The organism is Bradyrhizobium sp. AUGA SZCCT0177 (assembly GCF_018130125.1).
Taxonomy (GTDB): domain Bacteria; phylum Pseudomonadota; class Alphaproteobacteria; order Rhizobiales; family Xanthobacteraceae; genus Bradyrhizobium.
In genome coordinates this window covers 16,040-39,201 of sequence record NZ_JAFCMA010000051.1, presented here as the reverse complement: position 1 = coordinate 39,201, position 23,162 = coordinate 16,040, and the positions used below count along the sequence as shown (strand labels likewise).

The following is a 23,162-nucleotide window of genomic DNA, read 5'->3' as shown; positions in this document are numbered from 1 at the left end:
GCCATTTTTCAGACCTTTGTTTTGCATGAGGAAGGAGGAAGACGTACGCCGATGGCAGAATCCGTGCTGGGAATGTTTTGCCGACCAACGGTCTACTTTCGCGAAGGTCCTCCTCCGCGTTTAAGCGCTCCGCAATGTCTTCTGCAGTTTTCTTGACGCGCGCTTCAGCGATAGTGTTACCGTCGTTCCTGACGACTTCTTAGTTCGCGTGAACTGGAAAGTCTTTCGGTTTTAGCGATTCGTCGTCGGCCCTGGCCATCTTCCTTGTTTGCAAAGATAAATCGTGATTTTGGATTCGGTTTCAAAATCATCCTAAATTTCATGGGATTAGGACACCCGTTCTGACGAATTAGTGGATGGGCTTGGAACCGACAGCCGATTCCTTGGCAGGTCAGACTTAGTCCGGCACCTTTCGGACCTAGCCACTGGGCTGACAATGTCCGTTCACAGGGGTGGAGCGGACGTCGCCAACGCGCGCACTAACTTCCGACAATGACCCACAACGGACATTGGCGCTCCGTTGCCGAGCCGATACTATGATAGTTCCTCCTCGGTACAGGACGCGTTCATGAAACGGCGTGAATTTATCGGTCTCATTGTTGGCACAGCGGGTGCGTGGCCGCTCTCGGCACACGCACAATCCAAAACATATCGTGTCGGGCTGCTCACGCTGGATACAGGTGAGGATGCTTCTCAATTCACCGGACCGCTGCGAGACCTCGGCTATGTCGAGGGAAAAAACCTGAACTTCGAGCATCGATCCGCCGACGGAGACCCCGGGCGACTTGCCGCAATGGCCGAAGAACTTGTGCGTGCAAAGCCGGATGTGCTTGTAGCGGGGTGGGGTACGCTCGCACCAAAGGCGCTCAAAACTGCAACCGCCACCATCCCCATTGTGTTTGCGACCGTCGGTGATCCGATTGGGGCGGGTCTCGTGCAAACTCTGGCGCGGCCCGGTGGCAACGTGACGGGCCTGAGCGGCCAGTCTGCCGAGTTGAAGGGCAAACAGCTTCAACTGTTGCTGACGTGCGTTCCAGGCCAGAGAGCCGTCGGTGTGCTCTTGAACCCCGATACCCCCTACAGCGCGTTGGCCTTGAAGGAATTGAGGGTGGCTGCGGACCGAGAAGGTATCCGGCTCGAACTCCTGGAGGTGAGAAGGCCCCCAGAGTTCACGGCTGCCCGAATGGACGCACTCGTTGCGTCCGGTGCGACAAGCCTGTTTGTCATCGAAGACCCGCTTACCGCCAACCTCCGGGCCGCCGTCCTTGATCAGGTGAGCAGACTTCGGCTTCCTGCGATGAGCGGGAGCGTCGGTGCCGTGCGCTCAGGCGCTCTTATAACGTATGGCCCAAGTCAAAGGGACATGTATCGCCGCGCTGCCGAGTATGTGGACAAAATTCTCAAAGGCACCACTCCCAGCGAGCTGCCTGTCGAGCAGCCAACCAAATTTCAGCTCGTCATCAACCTCAAAACCGCAAAGGCGCTCGGCTTGGTAATACCGCCGTCGTTGCTGGCCATTGCCGACGAGGTGATCGAATAGGTCCGCCGACTTCCGTGATTGGCACTTTTCGGACCTGCCAGGCTTGGCTGACGATGTCCGCTTCCGGGGGCAGACTGGAAGTCGTCGGCCAGCACCCGAAAAGACCCGAATGACCCAAAGCGGACATGTGGACGTGGCCTTGGTCAACGCGGACGGTTGGTCGTCAAGGGCTCGGTCGCCTCGCAACAAGAATGCTGCTTATGCACTGCAGGACGATTTCGTTCCTTTGATTGCGCAATCGAATCTGGAAGCGCACGATGCCCCGGTCGGGTTTCGACTTCGACTCCCGCTTCTCCAGAACAATCGCTTCAAGGTCGAGTTTATCTCCCGGGCGTACCGGGTTCGGCACTCGCAGCTCATCCCAACCCAATCCGGCGAGGCCATGGAGCCGAGGCTGGAGCTTGGGTGTAAGCGACCTGTAGATTGCAAACGTGTGGGAGGCCGATGCGGTTAATCCTCCAAAAATTGAATGTGCTGCAGCCTCCTCATCGACGTGAGTGGGCACCGGGTCGTACTGCTTCGCGAACTGGATGATCTCTTCCTTCGAGACCAGATACGGACCAGCCTTGCGGATCGTATCAGTTTCAGCGTCTTCAAAATACCAGTAGGTCATGGGTTCATCCCGCGCGATGGAAGCAGGTACGGCTGGGCGGCGCGATTATAACCCTTAGCGGAGATTGTTGCAGTGCATAAGTCCGCTTGTGGCACGAACCGGCTGTCGAAGGGCGGGCAGAGCATGTCCGCTCTGCCCGGGTATTTCAGACATCCACTTGTTCCGCTATTGCCAGCGCGTCATCGACCTCAATGCCGAGATATCTCACCGTGCTTTCGATCTTGGTGTGCCCGAGCAAGAGCTGGACAGCCCTGAGATTGCCGGTCCGTCGATAGATCAGGTCGGCGATACGCGCTCATCTGGCCGTCGAGATGCTCTTGCACTTCGTAGAGCTGAACTTCGGGAGGCGCCCTGCATGAGCTGTTCCCGCGAGCGCACGCGCACCTCGTCAGGGCTGTCCGCGACCACGGCGCCGCCGATCTGCTCCATGCGGGAGAGCATGCCGCCGATCGTCCGCGGCAGATCTGTTAACTGGCGGAAGTCCCCATGCCCGCTGGTAACGGTGATCATGGCGCCGGATGGATAGATGCTGGGCCCTTGACGATGCCCTCGTCGATGGCACTCTTGAGACCGAACGCCGGTCCACCAAGGTCGCGAACGGTGGTGAAACCGCGCATGAGTGTGTCAGTCGCCTCGGCGCCAGCCGTGAGATTGTTGTAGCCGACGTCACCGAACGCCTGTGCCTGTGTTGGCCGTATCAGCATGGTGTGCCAATGATTGTCGATCAGGCCGGGCATCAGCTGCGCCCGCCGCCCGCGATGATGCGCGTGTCGGCGCGGCGATCAACCGCAATCGGGGCGATCGAGATACGTTCGATGACGTTCCCCCGAACAAGGACATTCGATGCTGCGGAAAGCGTGGCGCTCTTGCCGTCGAAGATGCGGACATTCTCGAACAGAGTTACTGATGATCCTTCCTGTGCATCAGCTGGATGACACAATCCGATTGCGAACATGCAGAACACTGAGGCAAGGAAGGTTTGTCGAAGCGTATTTTTCATCTTGTTTCCTTCGATCTCAATTTCGGTAGTTGGCGGGGCAGGGCGGCGAAGAGGCCGCGTCAAAGCTTGGATTTCCGGCAGGCGTGACTGGCTAAAGGGGTGTCGGTCAAAGATGTTCGGGAGAACATGGGTCACCTCCAGGCTGGCCTACAACTCCGGCTTGACAGGATGCCGGTCGCCTTGACGTAACCAGAAGGTCATCGCAAGACCGATCAAAAAACACCGGCAGTTGCTTTTGTAAAAGGTCTGCCCTGCCGGAATCGGCGGGGTGATCTTTAGCTATTTCACCTGGTGGCGAATTAGGTTCATTCATGGCCGCGTTCTGTCAGCTATCTGCACGCCTATCGGTCCAACCGCGAATGTTAACTCCGCTTCAGATGGAGGGCGCGAAGCAACATTTGCGTCGGATGCGCTGCGAGCGACGGAGGTAAGCAGAAGTCAGCGGCAATACCGGCTCGATACCTGATGCGATCTGCCGCTTGATGCACGGACCCAGCAACGACCCTGGCGCCAATAATAATGGCTGCGCGAATGCCGCCGATGGCTTCCCGCCGCCGCACCGGCGATTGCACCGACAGCTGCACCGCGGCGGCCACCTACGGCGCCTCCGATGATCGCTCCAGATACCGCGCCACGTGCTGTAGAACTCTGCGCGAGTGCGTCCTCCAACGGTATGGTCATCGCCATACCCAGGAAGAGCAGCGAAAATACAATCCGACGCATTGGGGCACTCCTCTGATGCTGGACTTTCCGATACGTGCTTTTCCGTCCCCGCTTCTCACAAATTGGCCGAGACTTTGCGATCTTGTTGCGCTGCAGCGCTTCCTCTTTGAGTTCCATTTTATTAACGCTGCTGTCGAAGCACAAGAAAAACTCGCTGCGACCCTGACCTGTTTACTCAACGAGTCGTCGACATTGATGTTGGTCGTGATGGGATCGTTAGCTACGTGCTTATGAGTCTCAACCCTAGAACGATCCAAAGGTAGATCCCAGAATGATGACCGCCACCAGGGCGAAGAGCGCGCCAACGATTCCAACCATTACGATATCGAGATAACTCTCGCGATGCGTCGATCCACAGACGGCGAGCAGCGTCACGACCGCGCCGTTATGCGGTAAGCTGTCGAGCGTGCCGGAGCCAATCACGGCCACGCGGTGCATCAAGCCGGGATCAATGCCCTGCTCCGCGGCAATACGCATATAGGTTGACCCCAGCGCATCGAGCGCGATGGTCATGCCGCCGGAGGCTGAGCCGGTCAGCGCCGCAAGGATGTTGGTTGCCACCGCGAGCGAGACCAGCGGTCCGCCGCCGATCGACAGTACCCAGTCGCGCACAACCGCAAATGCCGGCAGCATCGCGACGACGGCTCCAAATCCCACGAGGCTGGCGACGCTGAAGGCCGGCAATACCGACGCATTGGCGCCGGCATCCATACTCGCGCGCAAGGTCGGCAGCCGCTGCCAGTTCAGCACGATCAGCACCAGGATGGCGGTTGCCAGCGCTACTGCCACCGACCACACACCTGCCACTGCAGACAGCGAAGTCCCGCCCCAACGCTCCTCGGTCAGGAAGGAGAAATCGAGGCGCGGCAGGATGACCAGCGACATCGTGAGATTCATGGCCACGACAACAACGAGCGGCAGCATAGCCACGGCAATCGGTACCGCGGCATCGCTATGGCGTCCACGGCCCAGCTCCGCCGGATCGAATTCGCGCGCTGTGGTGGCGCGCTCGCGAATGATCTCGTTGTCCGCAATCGAACCGGGCGCAACATCGGCGCCGCCATAGCCTTCGCCCGCTTTTCGCGCGGCAGCTTCGGCCCGGTCAAGCCACCACAGTCCGAATCCGAACATGATAATCGAGGCGATGATACCAAGGCCGGGCGCCGCGAACGGCGTGGTTCCGAAGAACGGCATCGGGATCGCGTTCTGAATAGCGGGCGTCCCCGGAAACGCCGTCATGGTGAAGGTCGAGGTGCCCAACGCGATTGCCGCAGGCATCAACCGTCGTGGAATTTCAGCGGCGCGAAACAGCGCCTGCGCCATCGGAACCAATACAAAGAAGGCGACGAACAGGCTCACTCCGCCATAAGTCACCATCGCACCGGCAAGCACCACCGCCAGAATCGCGCGGCGCGGGCCCAGCTTCTCGGTCATGAAACGTGCAATGGCATCGACCGAGCCGCTGTCGTCCATCAGTTTGCCGAACAGCGCGCCGAGCAGAAACAGCGGAAAGAATTGCGCGATAAACTGCGCGGCGCTGTTCATGAAGGTTTGGGTCCAATGCGCCAGCAGCGGTTCGCGCGAAATCGCAGCCGCTATCAGCGCCGCCGCGGGCGCCAGCAAGAGTACGCTCCAGCCGCGATAGGCCAGCCAAATGAGCAGTCCGAGCGCGAGGAGAATTCCGAGAAGCCCCATGGATCACACGCCTTCGACCATGCGGTCGATATCGAGGGAGGAGCGTTTGCCGATGCTGCCTCCATGCTCGGTCAGGAACTCATCCGCGGCCTTGCGTCCCTCGTCGCGCAGCATGGTGAGGAAGTCCCATTCGGCGTTCATCTTGGAGGAAGAGCCGAGCGTATCCATGATCTTGTTGCGCACCAGATGGACGCGCATCCTGGCCCATTGCGCGCCCTCGCCGTTGCCGGGATCCGCGGTCCGGCGCAGCAGCGCCATCATGCGCAATTCCTTGATCAGCACGGCGTTGAACGATACTTCATTCAGCCGATTGAGAATTTCGGAGGCGGATGTCGGCGTGCCGGGGCGTTCGACCGGGTTGATGGGGATGATGATGGTGTCGTCGGAAACCAGTTCGGTGACCAGCGGGGTCAAGGTCGGGTTGCCCGAATAGCCGCCATCCCAATAACTCTCGCCGTCGATCTCCACCGCCTGAAATAGTGTGGGCAGGCACGCCGAGGCGAGCAGCACGTCCGGCGTGATATCGGCATTACGAAACACGCGCGGTCGCCCGGTGCGCACGTTGGTGGCGGTGATGAACACCTTGATGGGAGAATTCCTCAGCCGCTCAAAATTGATTCCTTTCTCCAGGACCGGCAGCAGCGCATTAGAGCCGGACGGATTGAGATCATAAGGCGAAAATATTCGGGACATCGTATTGAGCATGAAGACCAGAGGCGAATTGTCCATGGTCCAGCGTCCCAGCATGCGGTCCACCGGACTGCGCTGGAACGGACTGAAGCGTGAAGCTTCGGACACATGCCGCCAATAGGTCTCAAGCGCCGCCTGCGCGCCTTTTGCTCCGCCCTCGGCAAAGCCGTCGGCCAGAACCGCGGCGTTCATCGCTCCGGCCGACGTGCCTGAGATGCCTTCGATCTTGAGCCACTGCTCTTCCAGGAGGCGTTCCAGCACGCCCCATGTGAAGGCGCCGTGAGAGCCGCCGCCTTGCAGGGCCAAGTCGACCAGAACGGTTTCGCGATCAGCATGGGAAGAGATCGTCTGCATCTCGGCTCCTGGATTGCGACAAGTGTTCACGTTCAACAGAGATGAGCTTTCGCCTCCATGAACCCTATCGCTTGTGGTCAAGCAGGCAAGCTGCCTCTCGAAGAATAATTTGTCGTCTTCGTCCCAGGAAGGCGGTGGCTCAGCTGATCGAGCAGACCTTGACTTCTACTAGCTTCTGCATCTCGCCCTAGGTGCCTATCCTAAGAATGTCCGTTCACCGGGGATAGACCGGAAGTCGCCGTGGTCCGGTCAAACCGACGCGGATGACCCAACTCGGACATATGCCGCGCCACTATGTCCCAAACGGTCGGGAAAATGTGTTAGGCTGTCGGCCCCACAGGCGTTGGAGGGGCACATGCGAAGGCGAGAATTCGTCGCGGGCGCGGCAGTGGCCGCCTTAGCCTTAGTTAGACAGGCTCGCGCTCAGACCGATAGATCGACACCACGAAAGCGGATCGCGATAATCTCACCCGCTCGTCCTGTTGAGCAGCTCAAAACTCATCCTTATTTTCGATCATTCCTCGACGAATTGAGCCGCCGCGGCTTTGTCGAGGGAGAACACCTGATTGTTGATCGCTATTCAGGAGGTGGCCGTACAGGCAGTTATGCCGATCTCGCGCGAACTGTGGTGGCCACTAACCCAGACGCCATATTCACGAGCGGCTATCCGACGGTAGCAGGACTCAAAGCCACGACAACAACCGTTCCGATTGTTGCGACAATAGATGATCCGGTCGCCGCTGGGCTCGCGTCGAGCTTGGCTCGACCCGGGACCAATTTTACGGGCGTAACCGTTGACGCTGGTTTGGAGCTTTATGGAAAACGTTTGGCTTTGCTGGTCGAAGCGCGGCCGAACGTATCTGTAGTTGGGTATCTCTCATCGTCCGACAATTGGAGCAGACCGACGGGCGCGGCAGTGCGAGAGGCGGCGCAACAGGCAAAGGTTGCGATAACTCATGTGGACATCGGAAATTCGTTTAACGAAGCGACCTATGCAGCGGCGTTCGCCTCGATGAGAAACGCTCGAATAGATGCACTTCTAGTCTCCGACGAACCGGACCATAATGCGAATGCCAAAACATTGACCAGCCTTGCCGCGAGCGCTCGAATACCGACAATGTATCCGTTCCGCGATCTCGCCGTAGCGGGTGGGCTTATGACCTACTGTATCGATTTACTCGATGCGTTTCGATACGCGGCAGGCCAGGTCGCCGAAATACTGCGAGGCAAAAATCCCGCCGAAATTCCCTTTTATCAGCCCACTAAGTTTCAGCTTATCATCAACACAAAGGCCGCCCAACAAATCGGGCTTGATCTGCCGCCGACACTCGTTGCCCGCGCCGACGAGGTGATCGAATGAGGGGACCGACTTCCGTTGATGGCACGAACCAGACCAACGGGACCGGTCTGTCGATGTCCGTTCTTGAAGGCAAAGCCGACTTTCCGGTGGCCAACCCGGACTTCTCAGTTTGACCCAGAGCGGACATAAGGCCTCGGGCACACATTGCTTTCTTTTGGGTGGCGTGTAGAACGGCACTCGGGTGCTCGCTGCATGTGGCAGTGACAGGTCAAGCGATGGTCGGGCCGCCACGCGGAGACCGTGCGCCCATGACCCGTCGAAGATCAGACGAAGAAATCCTCCGTGCCCAATACCTCGCCGGGAGGGCCGTCAATGTGCCGCCGCTGCTGCTTCTCGCCGCTGCGGTGCTCCTCCTAATCGGCGCGCTCGATTTTCAGAATCTTCTCATCTTGATATCGATCGAGACAAAGGCTCCTTGGCTAGAAGTTCTCCTCATCGTTCCGCCGGCGCTTGGTCACTGGTCGCATCACGGTCTTGCGATCTTCAACCAGACGAACCGACCTTTCGACCTGCCGAACGTATTCCTCAATAGGCGTTGCCACGTTTTTGATATCGGACTTGATCCAGGCTGCACGACGTTTGGTGTAGTATTCCCTGTCGTCATCGACGTCGACATCACCAACCATCGCGATCACCTCGGCTCGAGCCATGAGGCTTTTCATGTTTGCGATGAACTGGTGACGGAAGGTGAACAACGAAAACTTGATCTTGCGGGACGGGAAAAGCGCATCGCACGCCTCGTAAAGCAGTTGCGCACAGTCTGAGCGTCGTTCCTGGATCTTGCCATCGATGGCCCATGTTCGGGAGTTTGTTATCATGCGCCGGATCGCTGCCACCGTCTCCGGCTGATAGCCGGAAATTTCAAGAGTGCGATAGGTCAGGCGGTTCGGTTCGTGCCTCTGGGCAGGATTGACGACGTGCAGCCAGATCTTGAGCTCACCTCCGCCGAGCTGCTTTTCCTCCAGTTCGGCGAGCGGCCACTCGGCCGGAAGCAGGCCGCAGCTGACGCCGGCGATGAGCCAATCGCGAAGCCAATCAGTCGCTGGAGCTCGCGAGATCGTCGGAAGCAAGCGCACCAGTTTTTCGTAGTCGGAGTAGGCGATCCGCGTGGCGCGGGTCGGCCTGATGCCGTTGCCCTCCTTGCGGAGGGTTCGTCCGTCGACCTGCCGTGCATGGACAGCGCGTCGACGACCGTCTTCGGCCAGCATCGTCACAGCAGCGCTCTGGTTCTCATGCGGCAGGATTTGGACTGCCGCCACGGCGGCGTTGCGATATACGCGCCACGACGACCCCTGCAAGAATGGCCGGAGTGACTGAAGCCATACCGCGAACTGAAGCGGATCGACGTCTTCTTGCCTGAGCGAAGAACTGATCTCGCGCCTGTAGCGGGCCAGCAACTGGCGTGCGCGCTGGGCCAGCGCGTCCTGCCGAACTGTGAATCCAAGGAGGAGGGTCTGTTCACCATCGGCGCCGGCGGTTTCAGATGCCTCTCCGGCGGGGCGTCCATCTGCGCGATACAGGCGCCGTCGTTCGATATCCCTGTCGAGCGCTTCCAGGACTGCGCGGATGCGGCTTGGGTCGGGTCCCGTGGGGGAAGGACATGTTGGTCTTGGCCCCGGCTGGGGAAAAGGTTCGATTTCGAACTGCGCCGGAGGATCGCCTGGAGTGCTCTCCCCCGTACGGCCGCTGGTTTCTTCGAGGCTGCAGTTCCTATCGAACTGCGCTTCGTGAAGCGCGCGGTCGTCTGCCCACCAATACCCAGATACTTCCTCATGCGGCGCGGAGGTCGGCCCGCTGCCATACAAGACTTCTGAGGAGGCGCCGGCAGAGGGCGGGCCCTTAAGCCGTCGCGCGGCGGTGGCGTCTGCTAGCTGGCCCCGAATCCACCTAGGATCACGTGGCGGCAGCCGCCGCCTGCGCTCCGGCATGTGATGGGTCTGCGATCCAGACAAAGGTCATTCCCTCATAGTCGAGAATCGGCGCCGCTGTAGGCGGGTCCTCGCCGACGCCCCACGTTACTACCCCCCACTTGTATCGTTGTGTTGGGCAAGAGCCAAACGTGAAGCTTTCGGGCCGCCGGCACGCATGGCGACGACGGTCAGCGCGTGACGATGGTGCCCATATCATATGAGCCCACGGGCTTGAGGAGACATTGCCTGCAGATCCCTCGTGCCGACTGCGGCGTCGCATTCGCGTCTCCGGTTCGAAGCGGAATATTCAACCAAGAACTTCGGATCGGAGTTCGAGTCCCTCACGCCATGCCAGATCGTACAGCCGACGGCATTTAAGGACGACAAGCTGGGTGCAACGGGCGTAGACAATCGAGTGGCGACGCAGCTTGCGCGCTGTCTCACAGGAGTGTATTACAGCCTCAGCAACGGAGCGTGAAAATCAAGTTTTTTCAAAGGGTTAAATGGGGGTGCTACGGAGGTTCGATCCCTCCCGCCCCAGCCACCCATTCCGGCGTTCGGCCGGGCTCCCGAAGAGCCGCCAGAATGGGCCGGAAATCCGGGCTTTTCGCGCATTCGATCTTGTCTCCAGGCTCCCGATTTCCCAATCCCAGTGGCGAAATCGCCGAAAGTCTCCGGCCGTATCCGCGAATATTCGCGTTTTGCGGAGACTATCGGCGGAGACCTGTTCGATCACCACTGCCGCCCGACCTCCGTGGCCCTCCTCCTAGACCAGTTCTCTCCCCCGACTGCCAGGGATTGTGGAGTCTTTCGCCAAGACTGCTGCGCGATCGAAGTAGTCTGTTTTTGGACTGATAAGCCTTCTAACAAAAGCGTATCAGTTTGAACGCAGTTCAGCGTGGGCAGCTTGGCTCAACTCGTCAGGCCTAAGCTTAAGATCATAGATTCAAGTCCTATCTCGCAGCCACCGAAACTGACACTCCATAGCCGCCGTCGCGGAAGTTCGGTTTTGCGATTTTTCTCGCAATGGAGCGGCAGGTCTAGCCATGAGCATCCGCATACCCACGCGATAGTGGAGGATCAGCATTAGGGGGCATTTCTTGCCCGTCGTCATGCGAGGAAGTCACCCTTGCCAAGCCCTGCGATAAATACGTTGCAGGTCACGCTCGCCGACAACGTAGCGTTCATCGAAAATACTGTTAGCGGTAAGGACTATCTGATCTACGTACGGCTTCGTTCCGGCGTTCACATCCAGAAACTATGTCAAGTGAACCCAGCGGCTTGTAAGGCCATCAGATTTGAAGCCACGCTGTTGTGGCCGCCGACTTGGTGGCCAAGTTTTCGGTGTGGCATAGGCTATAACCAGCAACATTTGTCGCCAGCACCGCCGCCAAACGCCGGGCCATCCGTTCTGTATTCAAAGGCGCCTCTCACGTTGCTGTCCCTTGGAAAGCGGGTCAAGCGCCGCAATCCAGGGAAGCGTGGAAAGTAAATAACTTGTATTTTGCCGGCAATTCGCAGCAGCTACGTTCTTGAATGACGATGGAAGTCTCGTGAAAAAAAGCAAGAAGGTCAGCGCCCGCGGTGCGACCAGGAAAAGCGTGACCAACAAAGGCAGAAAAGCCGCGATTTCCACGATTTCGACGTCCTCGCCCCTCGGCATGTTGGCGCTCCATCTTCGCGAGCAGTGGAAAAAGTCCGGTCGTGATGGGTTGGTGTTTCTCGCTGAAGACGAGAACAGGGCCGAGCGGCTCGGCGGTATCGTCCATGCACTCGATCCATCGCTCGATGTTCTCGTATTCCCCAGATTGAATACATTGCCGTTCGATGGGCTGGAACCGTCGCGCGAGATCGCAGGCAGGCGGAGTTCGGTCTTGCGCCGTCTTGCCAGAAGAAGGAAGCCGATTCTGCTCGTCTCGACGGCAGAGGCGATCATGGAGCGGCTGCCTTTGCCGGCGAGTTGGTCCCGCATCAGTCTAAGCCTCAAGGTGCTAGCGCCGTATGCCGAGCAGGACCTCGAGGCACGCATTGAGGAATTGGGCTACGATCTCGACGAAGAGGCTGAATATCCGGGCGCCGCGCTCTTTCACGGCGCGACATTCGAGATCTTCCCGGCCGGTGCTCTCGGGCCGTACCGGATCGAGCATTCCGGCGGTTCGATTCGCAGAATTGTTGCCGTCGACCCGAATGAGCATGACGTCATATCCGATCTCAAGGAACTGATTGTCGATCCGATGTCGGAACGCCTCGCGCTGGGCGGCAACCGGGCGCAGCGGGCTACCTTCCCGGACTATTGCGATCGCGCACGATGGTTCGCGGATGCAAAAGTACCTGTTCACGCTGACAGCTGGCTGAGTACGATCGAGGAGGCGGCCGGCCGCAGGGATTCGGAACGCGAATATCTGGGGCGAGGGGACTGGAAGAAGCTGAAGAAGCGCACGAGTGTGCTTCCTGCCAAGGCGGCGTTTGTGGCCACGCCCGACTTCTCGAAGGTCGCGGCACCGAGGAAAGCGCTTCGCGCGTTCGTGGCCCGTGCGGAACGCGCCGGATCTCGTTTGCTCTTCGTCGCCGCGGTCGAAGACGATCTGCGTGCGATGGAGCGCATGAGTGGGGTCAGGGCGGAGCGTTTCGCCAACTGGGACGAGGCGGTGGAGGCCAGAAGACGCGAGGGCGCGCTGTTGGCCGACTTCGACGCGGGCTTTTTCGCTCCCGGGAAAAAGCAGACCTTGGTTGTGACCGCGTCTGACGTGCTCGGTAGCCGTGCCCATCATCCGCAACCGATGGCCAAAGCCTGGACAGTTGCCTTCAATCACCCGGATATTCCCGAGCGCGGCGCGGCCGTCGTTCATCTCCAGCGTGGCCTGGCTTTGCTTGATCGTTTGCAGACCATCGACATGGGGAACGGTACAAACCGCGAGATGATCAGGCTCGAATTCGCCGGGGATGATGCTGCGCTTGTTCCGCCTGCCGATCTCGCCCTGATTTGGCCCTACGCTGTAGAGCCCGGTAAGCTCACGTTAGACAAGGCCGATGGCAGCACGTGGTGGAACAGGCGTGGCGAGGCCGAGCAGGAAATCGAAGCAGCGGCCAAACAGCTTGCGAAACATATCGCCCAACGACGGCGCCGGCGTGCTCCCAAGCTGGTTGCTCCGGGGGCGGCCTATGAAAGATTCGTCGCGCGCTTTCCCTGGTTCACGACGGTTGATCAGGCCAAGGCGATCCGGGACGTGCTGGACGATCTGGCGGCCGGTCACCCGATGGACCGGGTGGTCTGCGGTGATGTCGGCTTCGGCAAGACCGAGGTCGCCTTGCGGGCGGCGGCGGCTGTCTCGCTCTCGGGAAAACAGGTCGCTGTTGCGGTTCCGACCACGGTCCTCGCCAGACAGCATGTCGAGACGTTTCGCAAGCGGTTCGGCCCGCTCGGGATAGAAGTGGCGAATTTGTCGCGGGCAGCAACGGCAGCGGAGATACGAGATACGAAGGAAAAACTCCGCCGCGGCAAACTGAAAGTCGTTGTCGGCACACAGGCTCTCGCCTCGACCGACGTGAAATTTGCCGACCTCGGCCTCGTCATCATCGACGAGGAGCAGCATTTTGGCGCGGCGGAGAAGGCGAAACTTTCAGGCCTTGCGAAGGGCGTTCATGCCCTTTGGATGAGCGCCACGCCGATACCGCGCACGCTGGCGGCGGGTCTTGCAGGATTCCGGGACCTGAGCATTATTGCGACTCCGCCGGTTCACCGGCTGCCTATCGTCACCAGGGTTGCTCCGCTGTCGGACGCCGCGATCGCCGCGGCTTTGCTGCGTGAGCAAAGACGCCACGGGCAGAGTTTTCTGATTTGCCCCCGTATCCAGGATCTGGAGCCGATGCTGGCAAGGGTGAAGTTGACGGCTCCAGACCTTCGCATCGTATGTCTCCATGGCCGCTTGCCTGCTGAGGATATCGACGATCGAATGATGAGCTTCGTCGAAGGTGAAGCGGACGTGCTCCTCGCGACCAATATCGTGGAGAGCGGCCTCGACATCCCCCGGGCGAACACCATCGTCATCTGCTGGCCGGAGAAGTTTGGTCTGTCGCAGCTTCATCAGCTAAGAGGCCGCGTCGGACGAGGCGGCACGCGTGCTTTCGCGTATTTGTTAAACGAGTCGAACTCCGAACAATCCGAGAAGCGTTTGGCCGTGCTGGAGCAGTTCAGCAAGCCCGGCGCCGGCTTTGCCATCAGCGAGCGTGATCTGGATCTGCGGGGCGCAGGAGACCTGTTCTCCGAACAGCAGTCTGGCCATCTGCAGGTATTCGGGCCAATGCTCTATAGCCATCTTCTCAAGCGGGCGTCGGAGAAGGGCGCCGACGGTGGCGCCGAACTGTGGGTGCCTGATCTGAACCTGCCGATCGCCGACATGCTGCCCACGGGCTACGTACAGTCGGACGCTGTTCGCCTGGAAATCTATGGCCGTATTGCCAGATGTCGCACAGAGGATGATCTCGAGGATTTGGAGGACGAAACCGCACGTCGTTTCGGCAGGCTGCCGCCGGAAGCGCGCGAGTTTTTCGCGGCCGCAAGGCTCAGGCTCGATTGCAAGCGGCGCGGCATTATGAGGCTCGACGTCGGCCCCGAGGCTGTTGCGGCGACGTTCCTCCCTGGTCGACTTCGCAAGTCGAGAGCGAAGTCGCTGCAGCGCGAAGGCGACCGCGTGGTCTATATCGGCAATCGCAATGCGAAGCCGTTCGACCGAATAAGCGACTTCCTTGAGTTGCTGGACGAGTAGTTGGCTAGACCGTTCCATAACATTCGATGGGGCGAAGGCGCCCCGCATCCGAGACGGCGGGCCAAAGTTGACCAGCGCTGATGGTTTATGAATTCGCGGCCTCTCAAGCTGAAGTTGACCGAGCACGTCGGGGGCGGTGTGAGTTTTCAGATTACGTTCTCAAGGTGTTGGCCGGATATCCAGAAGGACGCGCTTCACTCTGGTAGAGCTGAGGTGGCCATGCTCATTTCCAGTGGCCCAGACTGGACTAATCGGACAAAACGTTGGGCGGCGCGTGCGCCCGGCCTCGAAATCTTTACCCAAGCATTTGTCTTGCGTGACAAGTCCGGCTGGCAGATCACCGAAGCTGGCCGAGCTTTGCTTGCCTCGATCGAGAGCCGAGCGGAGCCGTTGTTTTACTTGTCCGACCTACGGCTGCACTACCTCCGCTCCAGCCCGCGGGTACGAAGCATCGCCGGATGCGTCACCGCCGGAGAGACGGCCGACGCCAGCGCCTAGGTCAGTGACATTGGGCCGAGCGGCCTTATTCTAAACCAATTTGATCACAACGCTGGGAGCCTCTCTGCACAGGGGGCTTCCCACGTGATTAGAGCGGTCGCGCTTGGAGTGGTTTGCCTAGCTGCACTAGGTGCTATTGCTGCAGCTGCGAAGAAATCGGCGCCGCCGCCCGCGCCTGAAGTTGTCATGCCCGTGGTGGCTGGGAACAAGGCCGATCGAATGCCGCTTGTAATCAATCAGGACACGTCGGCTGCCTCTGAGAGGGTCGATGTTGTGTATGTTCAGCTTAGCGAACAAGGCCAAGCCGATCTGCAACCACCAGCTCCAAAGCAGGCTGCCATTTCCCCGCATCGCGGCATTACTCCTCGTCATTGGCACGATCCGCTTGATCTTAATGCCAAGGCCGCAAGCAATAGAGCCAAGATCACAAAGCAATCAAAGAAGCGCGCCGCTGATAAGCCTCCGAAGCAGGTTAGTGAGGTTAAGCGGTGTCGTTCTGACGGGCTGGATCCACTCCTAAGAAAGCTGAATTTATCACCCCCGTGTGATTCCTGACGTCACTCCAGCGATCCGGCTCCATTGCGATTAATGATCGCGACCGCCCGATCATTCCAGCCGATGCGGAAGTCAGTCATCAGTTTGAACCGCTTCGGGTCGGCCCACTTCTTTCGACGAAACTTGTAAATATTGTTGGGCATCCCGGCATCAATTTAGGAGGATGTTAGTTCGGGATAGAGTTTGCCGCGAGAACCGCCGGAATACATTTGGTCCAATGGCGGCCCGAAGGTTCTATTATATTTGAACTCAGGCCATCGACGAGCTTTGCTCACGCCATGACAAGGGAAGGAGCTTTGGGATCAGCTTCAGCTGGACTGCATCGCCACGCAGAACGACCTCTAACGCGGCGGGCGCAAGGAACGCCAGTCTAAGTCCCTGCCGGATGACTTTCGGGTGGAGATTGGCAGCAGCAGCCAACTCTTCAACGGAAGTATAGCGGCCCTCCGACAGATCGCCGAGCCACGCGTGAGCCCGGACAATTGACTTCAAGAGCTTTTGGTCCGGTTTGTTCTCTGGAGCAAGCCGGACTTGCGCGATCCCCTTCAACCTTGCCATCCAGGGGATGTCGATCGGACCTCTTCTTTTGTAGACTTTCAGCAGCGTCACCCGAATCCGATCCGCCGAAACCATGATACGTTCGACATGATCCAGCATTTCCTCCCGCGGCGCTTGGAGTTTTTCGCTGAGCGCGGCTTCGACGAGTTGCACAATCTCCGGCGCTGAGACCCGCGTGACTGAGCCGGCGTTTTGTTTGCGTCCGCGCAGCGCGGTGCTGACGTAAAAGTGATACCGTACGCCGTTCTTGCTGGAAAAGCTTGGACCCATGCGGTGGCCCTTGTCGTCAAACAACTTCCCCATGAGCAAGGCGCCGCTTTCCGAGAATTTCACTCGGCGCTTAGCGCCGACTTCCTGCAGCACTTTGATAGCCCATCCCTGAAGTGTGCGGGTCGGTGGCCTTGGCGTGTCAGTCATCAGCACCGGAAATCTCCTCGTCAGGGATGAATCCTCAGACCATCCAGTTGTTCCGGTTCGTGACTGTAACGGGAATGCAGGATCAGGCTGGATTGGCGCCACGTGAGTTATCCAAGAAGCGTTTGTTGTCCGGTCCCCATGCCCACCGGCTGCGCCGATTTACGCACTGAACAGGCATCGTTTTCTGATCGCGGAACTTGTCAATGGTTCGGTTGTCGGACCCATAGCCACGGTCGCTGTGCGGGCAACGCCGGCCCGTTCGATCGTCAGCTTTACCCGGTCGCCAATACACGCGAGGCCGATCCTGTTCCTAAATTGCGAATCGGGCAATTGGAGGTGCCAGCGCATAAAGACGCGTACAGGAACGTTCGACGTCGTCGGGGATTTAGACTCCTTAACGGAGGATTTGCAGATGGAGATTTTGCCTCGCGGCGTAGCGGCTACCTACCTATCCGGCACAGCCACGGGCATCTTCGGGTCGCTTTTCTTGCTTTACTTACCGGATCATGCCGTGGCTCAAGGATTACCGGTTGAGACTGGTTCGCATCTCCCGGTAGCGCTATGGCTTGGCGGTGCTGTTGTTCTGGGTATTGCTATCGCTTACGGAATCCTACGCACCCGCAGCCGCACCAGCGCGGAAAAGCGAATGACCGATCAGGCGACAAAAGACCTTTATGTGAAAGAGAACCGCGACGCCAACTAGCAAGGCTGGGGCAACTCGCAAACCGCGTCGGTTGATACGATGACCGAGAACAAGAACCAACCTTGGACCGATGAGTATGACCGCCGACTGCTGGTACTGGAAGCAGGCGGTCGCTCTGCTGCTTCGATTTCCTCTGATCGTCGTCAATCACCGTACAACGCTCGAAAGATTTGGATCAGTTGATGTTAAGCAACCCTTTGAACGAGCTTCGATAGCAACGCGTGCGGTCGACCGGACAGGGTCGATCTCTTGAGATTTGATTTGCGGTCCATGGGACGAAGGCTGGCAAGCGGCAGTTCAGGCTCTAATGCGAGGAAAACTTGGACAAATTACTGTTAATCGAATGGGCGGAGCTGATAATTCCGACCCATTCCGTTGCGGAGATGATGTTGAGGGGCACGGTGATGTACCTGTCGCTTTTCATTATCTTACGGTTTGTGATGGTGCGTCAGACCTCAACCATTGGGATTGCCGACATACTTGTTATTGTCGTGATAGCCGACGCTGCACAAAACGGATTTGCCAAAGAATATAAGTCTATTACAGAGGGTGTAGTTCTGGTCCTCACTATCGTATTCTGGAACCTGTTCCTTAATTGGATCAGCTACCGCTTCAAAATATTTGAGCGGCTTTTATCTCCCCCGCCGCTTCCGCTTATAAAAAATGGCAAGATGAATCGCCGTAATATGCGCCAGGAGTTTATCACCGAAGAAGAGCTAAGGGGTCAGTTGCGACAACAAGGAGTTTCTGAACTCGCCGAGGTTCGAGAGGCTTGTCTGGAGGCAAACGGAGAATTGAGTGTGATCAAATCAGATTCAAAGGAAAGCTCGAAACATCCGAAATCAAGGGCAAAACCCGGTTGAATCATGCGATCGATATTTGCCACGCCGCGGGGATCGAAATGGATAGCCCGGCGGCGCTTTACGCTCGATCAGCGGCAATTTTCGCAGGTCGTAGCCATTGAGATAGAGCAGGTCGAAGGCAACCATCACGATGCGCGTCGACTTGCCCTTCACTTCGTTTTGCAGGACCGAAAAATCCGTGGTGCCGTCGGCGGCCGGAACGACGATTTCGCCGTCGATGATCGCGGATCCGGCGCTAATGTGCCAGGCGTCGTCGGCGAAGGGACGACGATAAAGCTTTATATGCCGCGCGCGCACGTGAGCGAGTCCCAGCCCATCCATAGTTCCGGGCATATCGACGGAAGGCGAGTCCGTCTGGAAAAGCGGATCTTCCGGACACAACCGCTTATGGCTCGCAGAGCAGACCAATCTTGAGTCAGACAGCGGACTGCGAGCCACAAATGCGGCCGTCACCGCAATGCCCAAACCATTGCCGATGGTCGGGGGCGACGGCGCACAATCATTCAGCCGGCGCGCCCTTGAATACCGGCTCTCGCCATCCATATACCATCCATACAGATGGTATATGGATGGTGAGAAATGCCCCCTAATGTCCACGAACTGCGACCAAAGCCTGCCGAGACCGAAAAAATCACGATCAATCTCGGGTATGTCGATCTTGGGCACGTGGATTTGATGGTGCAGGAAGGTTTCTATTCGAACCGCACTGATTTTATCCGAACAGCGATCCGTAACCAACTCGAACGGCACGCAGACGTAGTCAAACAGTCCGCGGCCCGAAAAAGCCTGGAGCTCGGTCTGAGGAATTACAGCCGAGCGGATCTCGAAGCGGCGCGGCGGGCCGGCGAGATGGTGCACATCAATGTTCTGGGCCTTGCCAGCATCGCCCAAGACGTCACTGCCGATCTCGCCCGCGCCACCATTGGCTCAGTCTCCGTGCTCGGAGCTTTGCACGCCAGTCCGGCGGTCAAGGCCGCTCTCGCCGACAGAATAGGGTAAATTCGATGCTGGATCAGGACACGATTCGCGAAGCCACACGGCTGACGCATGCGGGCCAACTCGCGGAGGCCACGGCGCTACTTCAGCGTATGCTCGGCGGCAAACGCACGCCGGACGCGATATGGCGCACGGCGGGGCGCATCCCTCTTACAGGCCGCGAGCCGCTTACCATCGATGCGAAGGTCAATGACGTCGAAGAGACCGATAGCGCGCACTTGGCGCGGGCCCCTTCCGCTCCACCGCGCGGGCTTCGGCCGTTACTCGATCGAGCAAAGGATGGCTCCTGGCTCGGAATGCGAGGCGTGAAGCGCACCCCGCCGTCGACATCGGAAATCGCGCCGGACGGGACGAATTTCATCGAAGCCGCTTACAGCAATCCGGCGGGAAGCCGAGCTTACAAGCTCTTCGTCCCTAGTGGCTATCAGGGGCAGCCGATTCCCTTGGTCGTGATGCTTCACGGCTGCACCCAGTCGCCGGATGATTTCGCTGCCGGTACGAGAATGAACTTCATCGCAGAAGAACAAACCTGTTTCGTGGTCTATCCGGCCCAGCGCAGCGACGCCAACCAATCGAAGTGCTGGAACTGGTTTCGCGCAGGCGACCAGCAACGCGGCGGCGGTGAGCCCTCGCTTATCGCGGGCATTACCCGCCAGGTCATGCGCGATTATTCGGTCGATCCAAAACGCGTCTATGTCGCCGGACTGTCGGCCGGAGGGGCCGCTGCAGCTATCATGGGAGCAACGTACAGCGATCTGTATGCGGCGGTAGGGATCCATTCCGGCCTCGCCTGCGGGGCCGCTACTGACATGCCCTCCGCATTTGCCGCGATGCGGCAAGGCGGCGGATCCGGTCGCAGGGGCATTTCCGGCAACGGGCCGTCTGTACCGGCAGTTATTTTTCACGGTGACCGCGACACCACCGTGCATCCAAACAATGGCGGTCAAGTTCTTGAACAGGCCATAGGTACAACGAGCACGCAAAAAACGGTGCATCGCGGGCAGATACCTGGAGGGCATGAGTACACCCGCACGACCCACACCGACGCGGGCGGACGCGAAATCCTGGAGTATTGGAATATCCATGGCGCTGCCCACGCTTGGTCGGGCGGTAGTCCTGCGGGCTCGTACACCGATCCGCGGGGACCGGACGCAACGAGGGAAATATTGCGCTTTTTCCTCGGGCATTCGCTTCCTTGACGACCAGCGACGAGCGGCCTTTCGGCAATTGATATTAAGACGACTACCCTCATGTGAAGCATTGCGGCCAGCTAAAGCCGGCGGCCAATCTGCATTGATCCTCATTTTAAATGAGACTGCGATGTACAGTATCAAGCATGCATTCGGCCCGGAGGGCGGTAGGATAAGGGTGCGCCTGGTAGGGTATCGGCAATGGTGAGGCCCGTTTGACGGTATCCGACAACGGCCGCGGCATCCAGAATCTTAACGAAAACGGATCTGGCCTCAAATTGATTGCCTCGCTTGCACGTCAGATCGGCGGCGCAGTGGATCAGGAAAGCAGCGATAGGGGGAGGGCAACCTCGCTCACGTTTCCATTGATGACGTGAGTTCAAAGCATCATTCGCAACGCGATTACGCGATTGACTGCCACATCATTAATCGAACATCCACCGTCCTCTACTTATATGTCCGTAAAGATGGAAGTGTCGCTGCTCGGATAAGTGGCCTTTGGGACTTCATCGCTTAATACTTAGTTCAACCATTTCATTCGAGAACTTGCGGAACATTGCGATCCGCTCTTTTGTGAGCTCTTCAATTACGCGGATTAACTGAAAGGGCGACCTGATCGACGCAAGCCTCGGTCCGAATTCAAGCGCAAATTGCATGTTGGCTTGTGCCATTTCCAACAGCTTTGCTTGATACGCCCGCGCTGTTGCCGTGGCTGAAGAAAAATCAAAACCTTTCTTTAATTCCGTTTCGCTCATGATCTGTTTGACGGAGTCCTGCAGTGCCATCGCCGGACTCTCAAGAATGGCAGCCGTTTGTTTCGGGGCATGACCCTTGGGGGACAATCTAATCGGGTCGGCTGCAACCGAGCGCACGCGGCTGGGTTTAGAGCTTCTAATAACAGCCGAATTGGCCCGTTGGGCCTTCGCGGTTACTTTCGAACTGCGGGCGGGCTTTGACGCCGTTGGCGCTTTACGTTTGGTCATTTCAGCACTCCAAAGATTATTATTGACCAAAACGGTCATGATTGAAGAGCCAACATGCTGAGCAGTTCAACGTTCCATCGAATTACAGTGCGACGCGGATTAATGCCCACCCGTTGAGGTGTTTTGACCAGTATATCGGTTTCCGGATATGCCAGATTGTCCAGTGCATCGCGGCAGGTAATCCTTCCACGCTACCTCGAAGCTGGAGGCTTAGGATCAGATAGCCCCATGCGTCTCCGGGTGAAGATGCATTAAAGCCAAGTTTGGCTGGTCGCCATCCTATCAGCGCTGTTCAAATCTGCGATGCTTATCGCCGGTGCGTGCCGTCGAGAAGGTGGTCGCCGCGGCGGAGTAGGAAGCTCGGCAGTGCCTGGAACATCATCCCGTAATTGAGGTTTGATCTAACGACCATCGGCGCGCTGCGCGGATCGTGAGGAAGTAGTTTGATGTCGAGTGGCTGGGCTGTCAATGTGAAGGAGAGCCCGTCGGATGACTTTGAGTCTTCCAAAACCTACTACGCCCGCGTTGCGGACAGGCACCATGCCGCAGAGGCCGTTCGGCGCCATCTTGCGGCGGCGCGGGGCAACACAATTGAAGCGCGGGTGCCCATACAGTCCACTGTATTCGATGCCCTTGGCATTCCCGACGGCGAGGTTGTTCTGAAGACTCGGGTCAGCACCCGGGGTAATTGAAGTGTGATCGGCCGTCGCAAGGAAGTAAATGCGGGCGCAGCTTAGAGGCCGCCTGCGGCTTCGAATTTTAAAACTACGGTCTAAATCCCTTGGCGCGCGGTAAGGCGTTCCCTCTTTGCAATCGCCGTTTCTGTTCCGGACTACCCCCTTCGGGGGACGAACAGACCGCGGCAAGAACGCGGCGCTGGCGTGGACCAAAAAGGGCCACCTAAAAAGTTAAAAGGGACCAACGACTAAGTGGATAATGAAAAGTCAGGGCCCGTAGTCTTACCCGGCACAAAGCCCGGAAAATTTTGGACATTTTCACAGCAATCTCCGGACCGGGACGCCGAGGCCGTGACGCGCGGGGGGATGGAAGGCGCCCGCGCCACCGCCACAACACCTTCTCTCATAACCGGGTAAAGTCCGGCCAATGCGTCATCGCGAGATCGGGGTGATAAAATCACGGTGCAGGCAAGTTGGTCTGTTGGCACCATCGAACAGAACGGTGACGCCTGTATTGCTTCGGAAAACCTCGACCACGATCCCAGTCTTGCCGGCCAGCGAGCGGCATCGAGTGGCTCCGAGTTCACTCATCTTGAAGCGAGCGCCGACCACCAGCCTGCTAAATTCTTGCGTGTCACTCACAATGCACTCCGTGACAAAAAACCACTTAGAATGACGTTTGAACTTCTATCTCGGCTCAGGTTCCAATGAGGGCGTAAGCTCTGGAGCGCGGAAGTACTCCAAAGTAGTTCGGGGAACGATCCAACCAAGTTGCGTTAACTTTACTCGCCGTTGGCGCTTTTTTTTCAGCGTTGCGGTTGGAATGGGCGGCCCCCAGCGCAGCCTCCCGGCCCCTGATAGGGCCGCATTTCTGCGGCTCGCGAAATGAAAAAGGCCGCCAAACTGAGGCGGCCAAACTAGCGATTGGAGCCAGAGGACAGCAGGAACTCGCTCATATCAAGTGCCGTTTCAATCTGGCGAAGCTTCTGGACTAATTCGTCCCGCTCGCTGCATGGCGCAAGCGTCTCCACATCTGACCGGACCCGTCGTGCCAAATTAATCAGGCGTTCT

Annotated in this window: 19 protein-coding genes and 3 pseudogenes; 10 read left to right on the top strand and 12 right to left on the bottom strand. The window is 58.4% G+C overall.

What is annotated here, in order from left to right:
• The first annotated feature begins 568 nt into the window (after nt 1-568).
• Complete coding sequence (locus tag JQ597_RS35415; protein WP_212270027.1) at nt 569-1,540, top strand: ABC transporter substrate-binding protein; 972 nt, start codon at nt 569-571, stop codon at nt 1,538-1,540.
• Nucleotides 1,541-1,703: 163 nt separating this feature from the next.
• Here JQ597_RS35415 and JQ597_RS35410 read toward each other — a convergent pair whose 3' ends face one another.
• From JQ597_RS35410 to JQ597_RS35400, 4 genes and pseudogenes are all read right to left on the bottom strand, one after another.
• The gene (locus JQ597_RS35410) at nt 1,704-2,153 is read right to left on the bottom strand and encodes a MaoC/PaaZ C-terminal domain-containing protein (protein WP_212270026.1); all 450 of its coding nucleotides are present in this window, start codon (nt 2,151-2,153) and stop codon (nt 1,704-1,706) included.
• A gap of 145 nt (nt 2,154-2,298) precedes the next feature.
• Nucleotides 2,299-2,439 (bottom strand): annotated as a pseudogene (locus tag JQ597_RS37960) (tyrosine-type recombinase/integrase); the annotation flags it as partial.
• 59 nt (nt 2,440-2,498) lie between these two features.
• Nucleotides 2,499-3,108 (bottom strand): annotated as a pseudogene (locus JQ597_RS35405) (amidohydrolase family protein); the annotation flags it as partial.
• Between the two features lie 483 nt (nt 3,109-3,591).
• A complete protein-coding gene (locus tag JQ597_RS35400) occupies nt 3,592-3,765 on the bottom strand; it encodes a hypothetical protein (protein WP_312012244.1) in 174 nt (57 codons plus the stop codon).
• Here JQ597_RS35400 and JQ597_RS38395 point away from each other — a divergent pair.
• Nucleotides 3,694-4,110, top strand: coding sequence for a hypothetical protein (locus tag JQ597_RS38395; protein ID WP_312012245.1), 417 nt, complete (start codon nt 3,694-3,696; stop codon nt 4,108-4,110). The genes JQ597_RS35400 and JQ597_RS38395 overlap by 72 nt on opposite strands.
• 9 nt (nt 4,111-4,119) lie before the next feature.
• On the opposite strand, the gene JQ597_RS35395 is transcribed toward JQ597_RS38395, so the two are convergent.
• Together JQ597_RS35395 and JQ597_RS35390 are read right to left on the bottom strand one after the other, a co-directional pair.
• A complete protein-coding gene (locus tag JQ597_RS35395; RefSeq protein WP_212270024.1) occupies nt 4,120-5,571 on the bottom strand; it encodes a GntP family permease in 1,452 nt (483 codons plus the stop codon).
• A 3-nt stretch (nt 5,572-5,574) separates the two neighbouring features.
• The gene (locus tag JQ597_RS35390; protein WP_212270023.1) at nt 5,575-6,615 is read right to left on the bottom strand and encodes a patatin-like phospholipase family protein; all 1,041 of its coding nucleotides are present in this window, start codon (nt 6,613-6,615) and stop codon (nt 5,575-5,577) included.
• A gap of 355 nt (nt 6,616-6,970) precedes the next feature.
• Between JQ597_RS35390 and JQ597_RS35385 the strand changes: the two genes are divergently transcribed.
• Nucleotides 6,971-7,975, top strand: coding sequence for an ABC transporter substrate-binding protein (locus tag JQ597_RS35385; protein WP_212270022.1), 1,005 nt, complete (start codon nt 6,971-6,973; stop codon nt 7,973-7,975).
• Nucleotides 7,976-8,394: 419 nt separating this feature from the next.
• On the opposite strand, the gene JQ597_RS35380 is transcribed toward JQ597_RS35385, so the two are convergent.
• Nucleotides 8,395-9,927 (bottom strand): hypothetical protein, encoded by a 1,533-nt coding sequence (locus tag JQ597_RS35380; RefSeq protein WP_212270021.1) that lies wholly within the window; start codon nt 9,925-9,927, stop codon nt 8,395-8,397.
• A 1,619-nt stretch (nt 9,928-11,546) separates the two neighbouring features.
• Between JQ597_RS35380 and JQ597_RS35375 the strand changes: the two genes are divergently transcribed.
• Nucleotides 11,547-14,651, top strand: a complete 3,105-nt coding sequence (locus JQ597_RS35375) for a helicase-related protein (RefSeq protein ID WP_212270030.1) — start codon at nt 11,547-11,549, stop codon at nt 14,649-14,651.
• 219 nt (nt 14,652-14,870) lie between these two features.
• Nucleotides 14,871-15,149 (top strand): hypothetical protein, encoded by a 279-nt coding sequence (locus tag JQ597_RS35370; protein ID WP_212270020.1) that lies wholly within the window; start codon nt 14,871-14,873, stop codon nt 15,147-15,149.
• Between the two features lie 557 nt (nt 15,150-15,706).
• On the opposite strand, the gene JQ597_RS35365 is transcribed toward JQ597_RS35370, so the two are convergent.
• Nucleotides 15,707-15,847 (bottom strand): hypothetical protein, encoded by a 141-nt coding sequence (locus tag JQ597_RS35365; RefSeq protein ID WP_212270019.1) that lies wholly within the window; start codon nt 15,845-15,847, stop codon nt 15,707-15,709.
• A gap of 106 nt (nt 15,848-15,953) precedes the next feature.
• A complete protein-coding gene (locus tag JQ597_RS35360; RefSeq protein WP_212270018.1) occupies nt 15,954-16,685 on the bottom strand; it encodes a hypothetical protein in 732 nt (243 codons plus the stop codon).
• A 406-nt stretch (nt 16,686-17,091) separates the two neighbouring features.
• On the opposite strand from JQ597_RS35360, the gene JQ597_RS35355 reads away from it, so the two are divergent.
• A complete protein-coding gene (locus JQ597_RS35355) occupies nt 17,092-17,382 on the top strand; it encodes a hypothetical protein (RefSeq protein WP_212270031.1) in 291 nt (96 codons plus the stop codon).
• Nucleotides 17,383-17,702: 320 nt separating this feature from the next.
• A complete protein-coding gene (locus tag JQ597_RS35350; protein ID WP_249146635.1) occupies nt 17,703-18,245 on the top strand; it encodes a DUF421 domain-containing protein in 543 nt (180 codons plus the stop codon).
• 54 nt (nt 18,246-18,299) lie between these two features.
• Here JQ597_RS35350 and JQ597_RS35345 read toward each other — a convergent pair.
• Nucleotides 18,300-18,503: pseudogene (locus tag JQ597_RS35345) on the bottom strand (ATP-dependent DNA ligase); the annotation flags it as partial.
• Between the two features lie 321 nt (nt 18,504-18,824).
• On the opposite strand from JQ597_RS35345, the gene JQ597_RS35340 reads away from it, so the two are divergent.
• The 3 genes from JQ597_RS35340 to JQ597_RS37955 all read left to right on the top strand — a co-directional run bounded on the left by JQ597_RS35340 (nt 18,825) and on the right by JQ597_RS37955 (nt 20,808).
• Nucleotides 18,825-19,244, top strand: a complete 420-nt coding sequence (locus JQ597_RS35340; protein WP_211996179.1) for a ribbon-helix-helix domain-containing protein — start codon at nt 18,825-18,827, stop codon at nt 19,242-19,244.
• A gap of 5 nt (nt 19,245-19,249) precedes the next feature.
• The gene (locus tag JQ597_RS35335; protein ID WP_212270017.1) at nt 19,250-20,440 is read left to right on the top strand and encodes an extracellular catalytic domain type 1 short-chain-length polyhydroxyalkanoate depolymerase; all 1,191 of its coding nucleotides are present in this window, start codon (nt 19,250-19,252) and stop codon (nt 20,438-20,440) included.
• A 206-nt stretch (nt 20,441-20,646) separates the two neighbouring features.
• The gene (locus JQ597_RS37955) at nt 20,647-20,808 is read left to right on the top strand and encodes a hypothetical protein (RefSeq protein ID WP_249133583.1); all 162 of its coding nucleotides are present in this window, start codon (nt 20,647-20,649) and stop codon (nt 20,806-20,808) included.
• 129 nt (nt 20,809-20,937) lie between these two features.
• On the opposite strand, the gene JQ597_RS35325 is transcribed toward JQ597_RS37955, so the two are convergent.
• Nucleotides 20,938-21,414: a Phasin protein gene (locus JQ597_RS35325; RefSeq protein ID WP_212270016.1), complete on the bottom strand. Its 477-nt coding sequence runs from the start codon at nt 21,412-21,414 to the stop codon at nt 20,938-20,940.
• Nucleotides 21,415-22,523: 1,109 nt separating this feature from the next.
• The gene (locus JQ597_RS35320; protein ID WP_212270015.1) at nt 22,524-22,733 is read right to left on the bottom strand and encodes a hypothetical protein; all 210 of its coding nucleotides are present in this window, start codon (nt 22,731-22,733) and stop codon (nt 22,524-22,526) included.
• Nucleotides 22,734-23,162: the final 429 nt, after the last annotated feature.

Coding starts and splice junctions, on each gene's coding strand:
- JQ597_RS35335 (WP_212270017.1), top strand. CDS start 19,250: ATGCTGGATCAGGACACGATTCGCGAAGCCACACGGCTGACGCATGCG.
- JQ597_RS35365 (WP_212270019.1), bottom strand. CDS start 15,847: ATGCCCAACAATATTTACAAGTTTCGTCGAAAGAAGTGGGCCGACCCG.
- JQ597_RS35390 (WP_212270023.1), bottom strand. CDS start 6,615: ATGCAGACGATCTCTTCCCATGCTGATCGCGAAACCGTTCTGGTCGAC.
- JQ597_RS35375 (WP_212270030.1), top strand. CDS start 11,547: ATGTTGGCGCTCCATCTTCGCGAGCAGTGGAAAAAGTCCGGTCGTGAT.
- JQ597_RS35325 (WP_212270016.1), bottom strand. CDS start 21,414: ATGACCAAACGTAAAGCGCCAACGGCGTCAAAGCCCGCCCGCAGTTCG.
- JQ597_RS35340 (WP_211996179.1), top strand. CDS start 18,825: ATGCCCCCTAATGTCCACGAACTGCGACCAAAGCCTGCCGAGACCGAA.
- JQ597_RS35385 (WP_212270022.1), top strand. CDS start 6,971: ATGCGAAGGCGAGAATTCGTCGCGGGCGCGGCAGTGGCCGCCTTAGCC.
- JQ597_RS35410 (WP_212270026.1), bottom strand. CDS start 2,153: ATGACCTACTGGTATTTTGAAGACGCTGAAACTGATACGATCCGCAAG.
- JQ597_RS35415 (WP_212270027.1), top strand. CDS start 569: ATGAAACGGCGTGAATTTATCGGTCTCATTGTTGGCACAGCGGGTGCG.
- JQ597_RS35395 (WP_212270024.1), bottom strand. CDS start 5,571: ATGGGGCTTCTCGGAATTCTCCTCGCGCTCGGACTGCTCATTTGGCTG.
- JQ597_RS38395 (WP_312012245.1), top strand. CDS start 3,694: ATGGCTTCCCGCCGCCGCACCGGCGATTGCACCGACAGCTGCACCGCG.
- JQ597_RS35370 (WP_212270020.1), top strand. CDS start 14,871: ATGCTCATTTCCAGTGGCCCAGACTGGACTAATCGGACAAAACGTTGG.
- JQ597_RS35355 (WP_212270031.1), top strand. CDS start 17,092: ATGGAGATTTTGCCTCGCGGCGTAGCGGCTACCTACCTATCCGGCACA.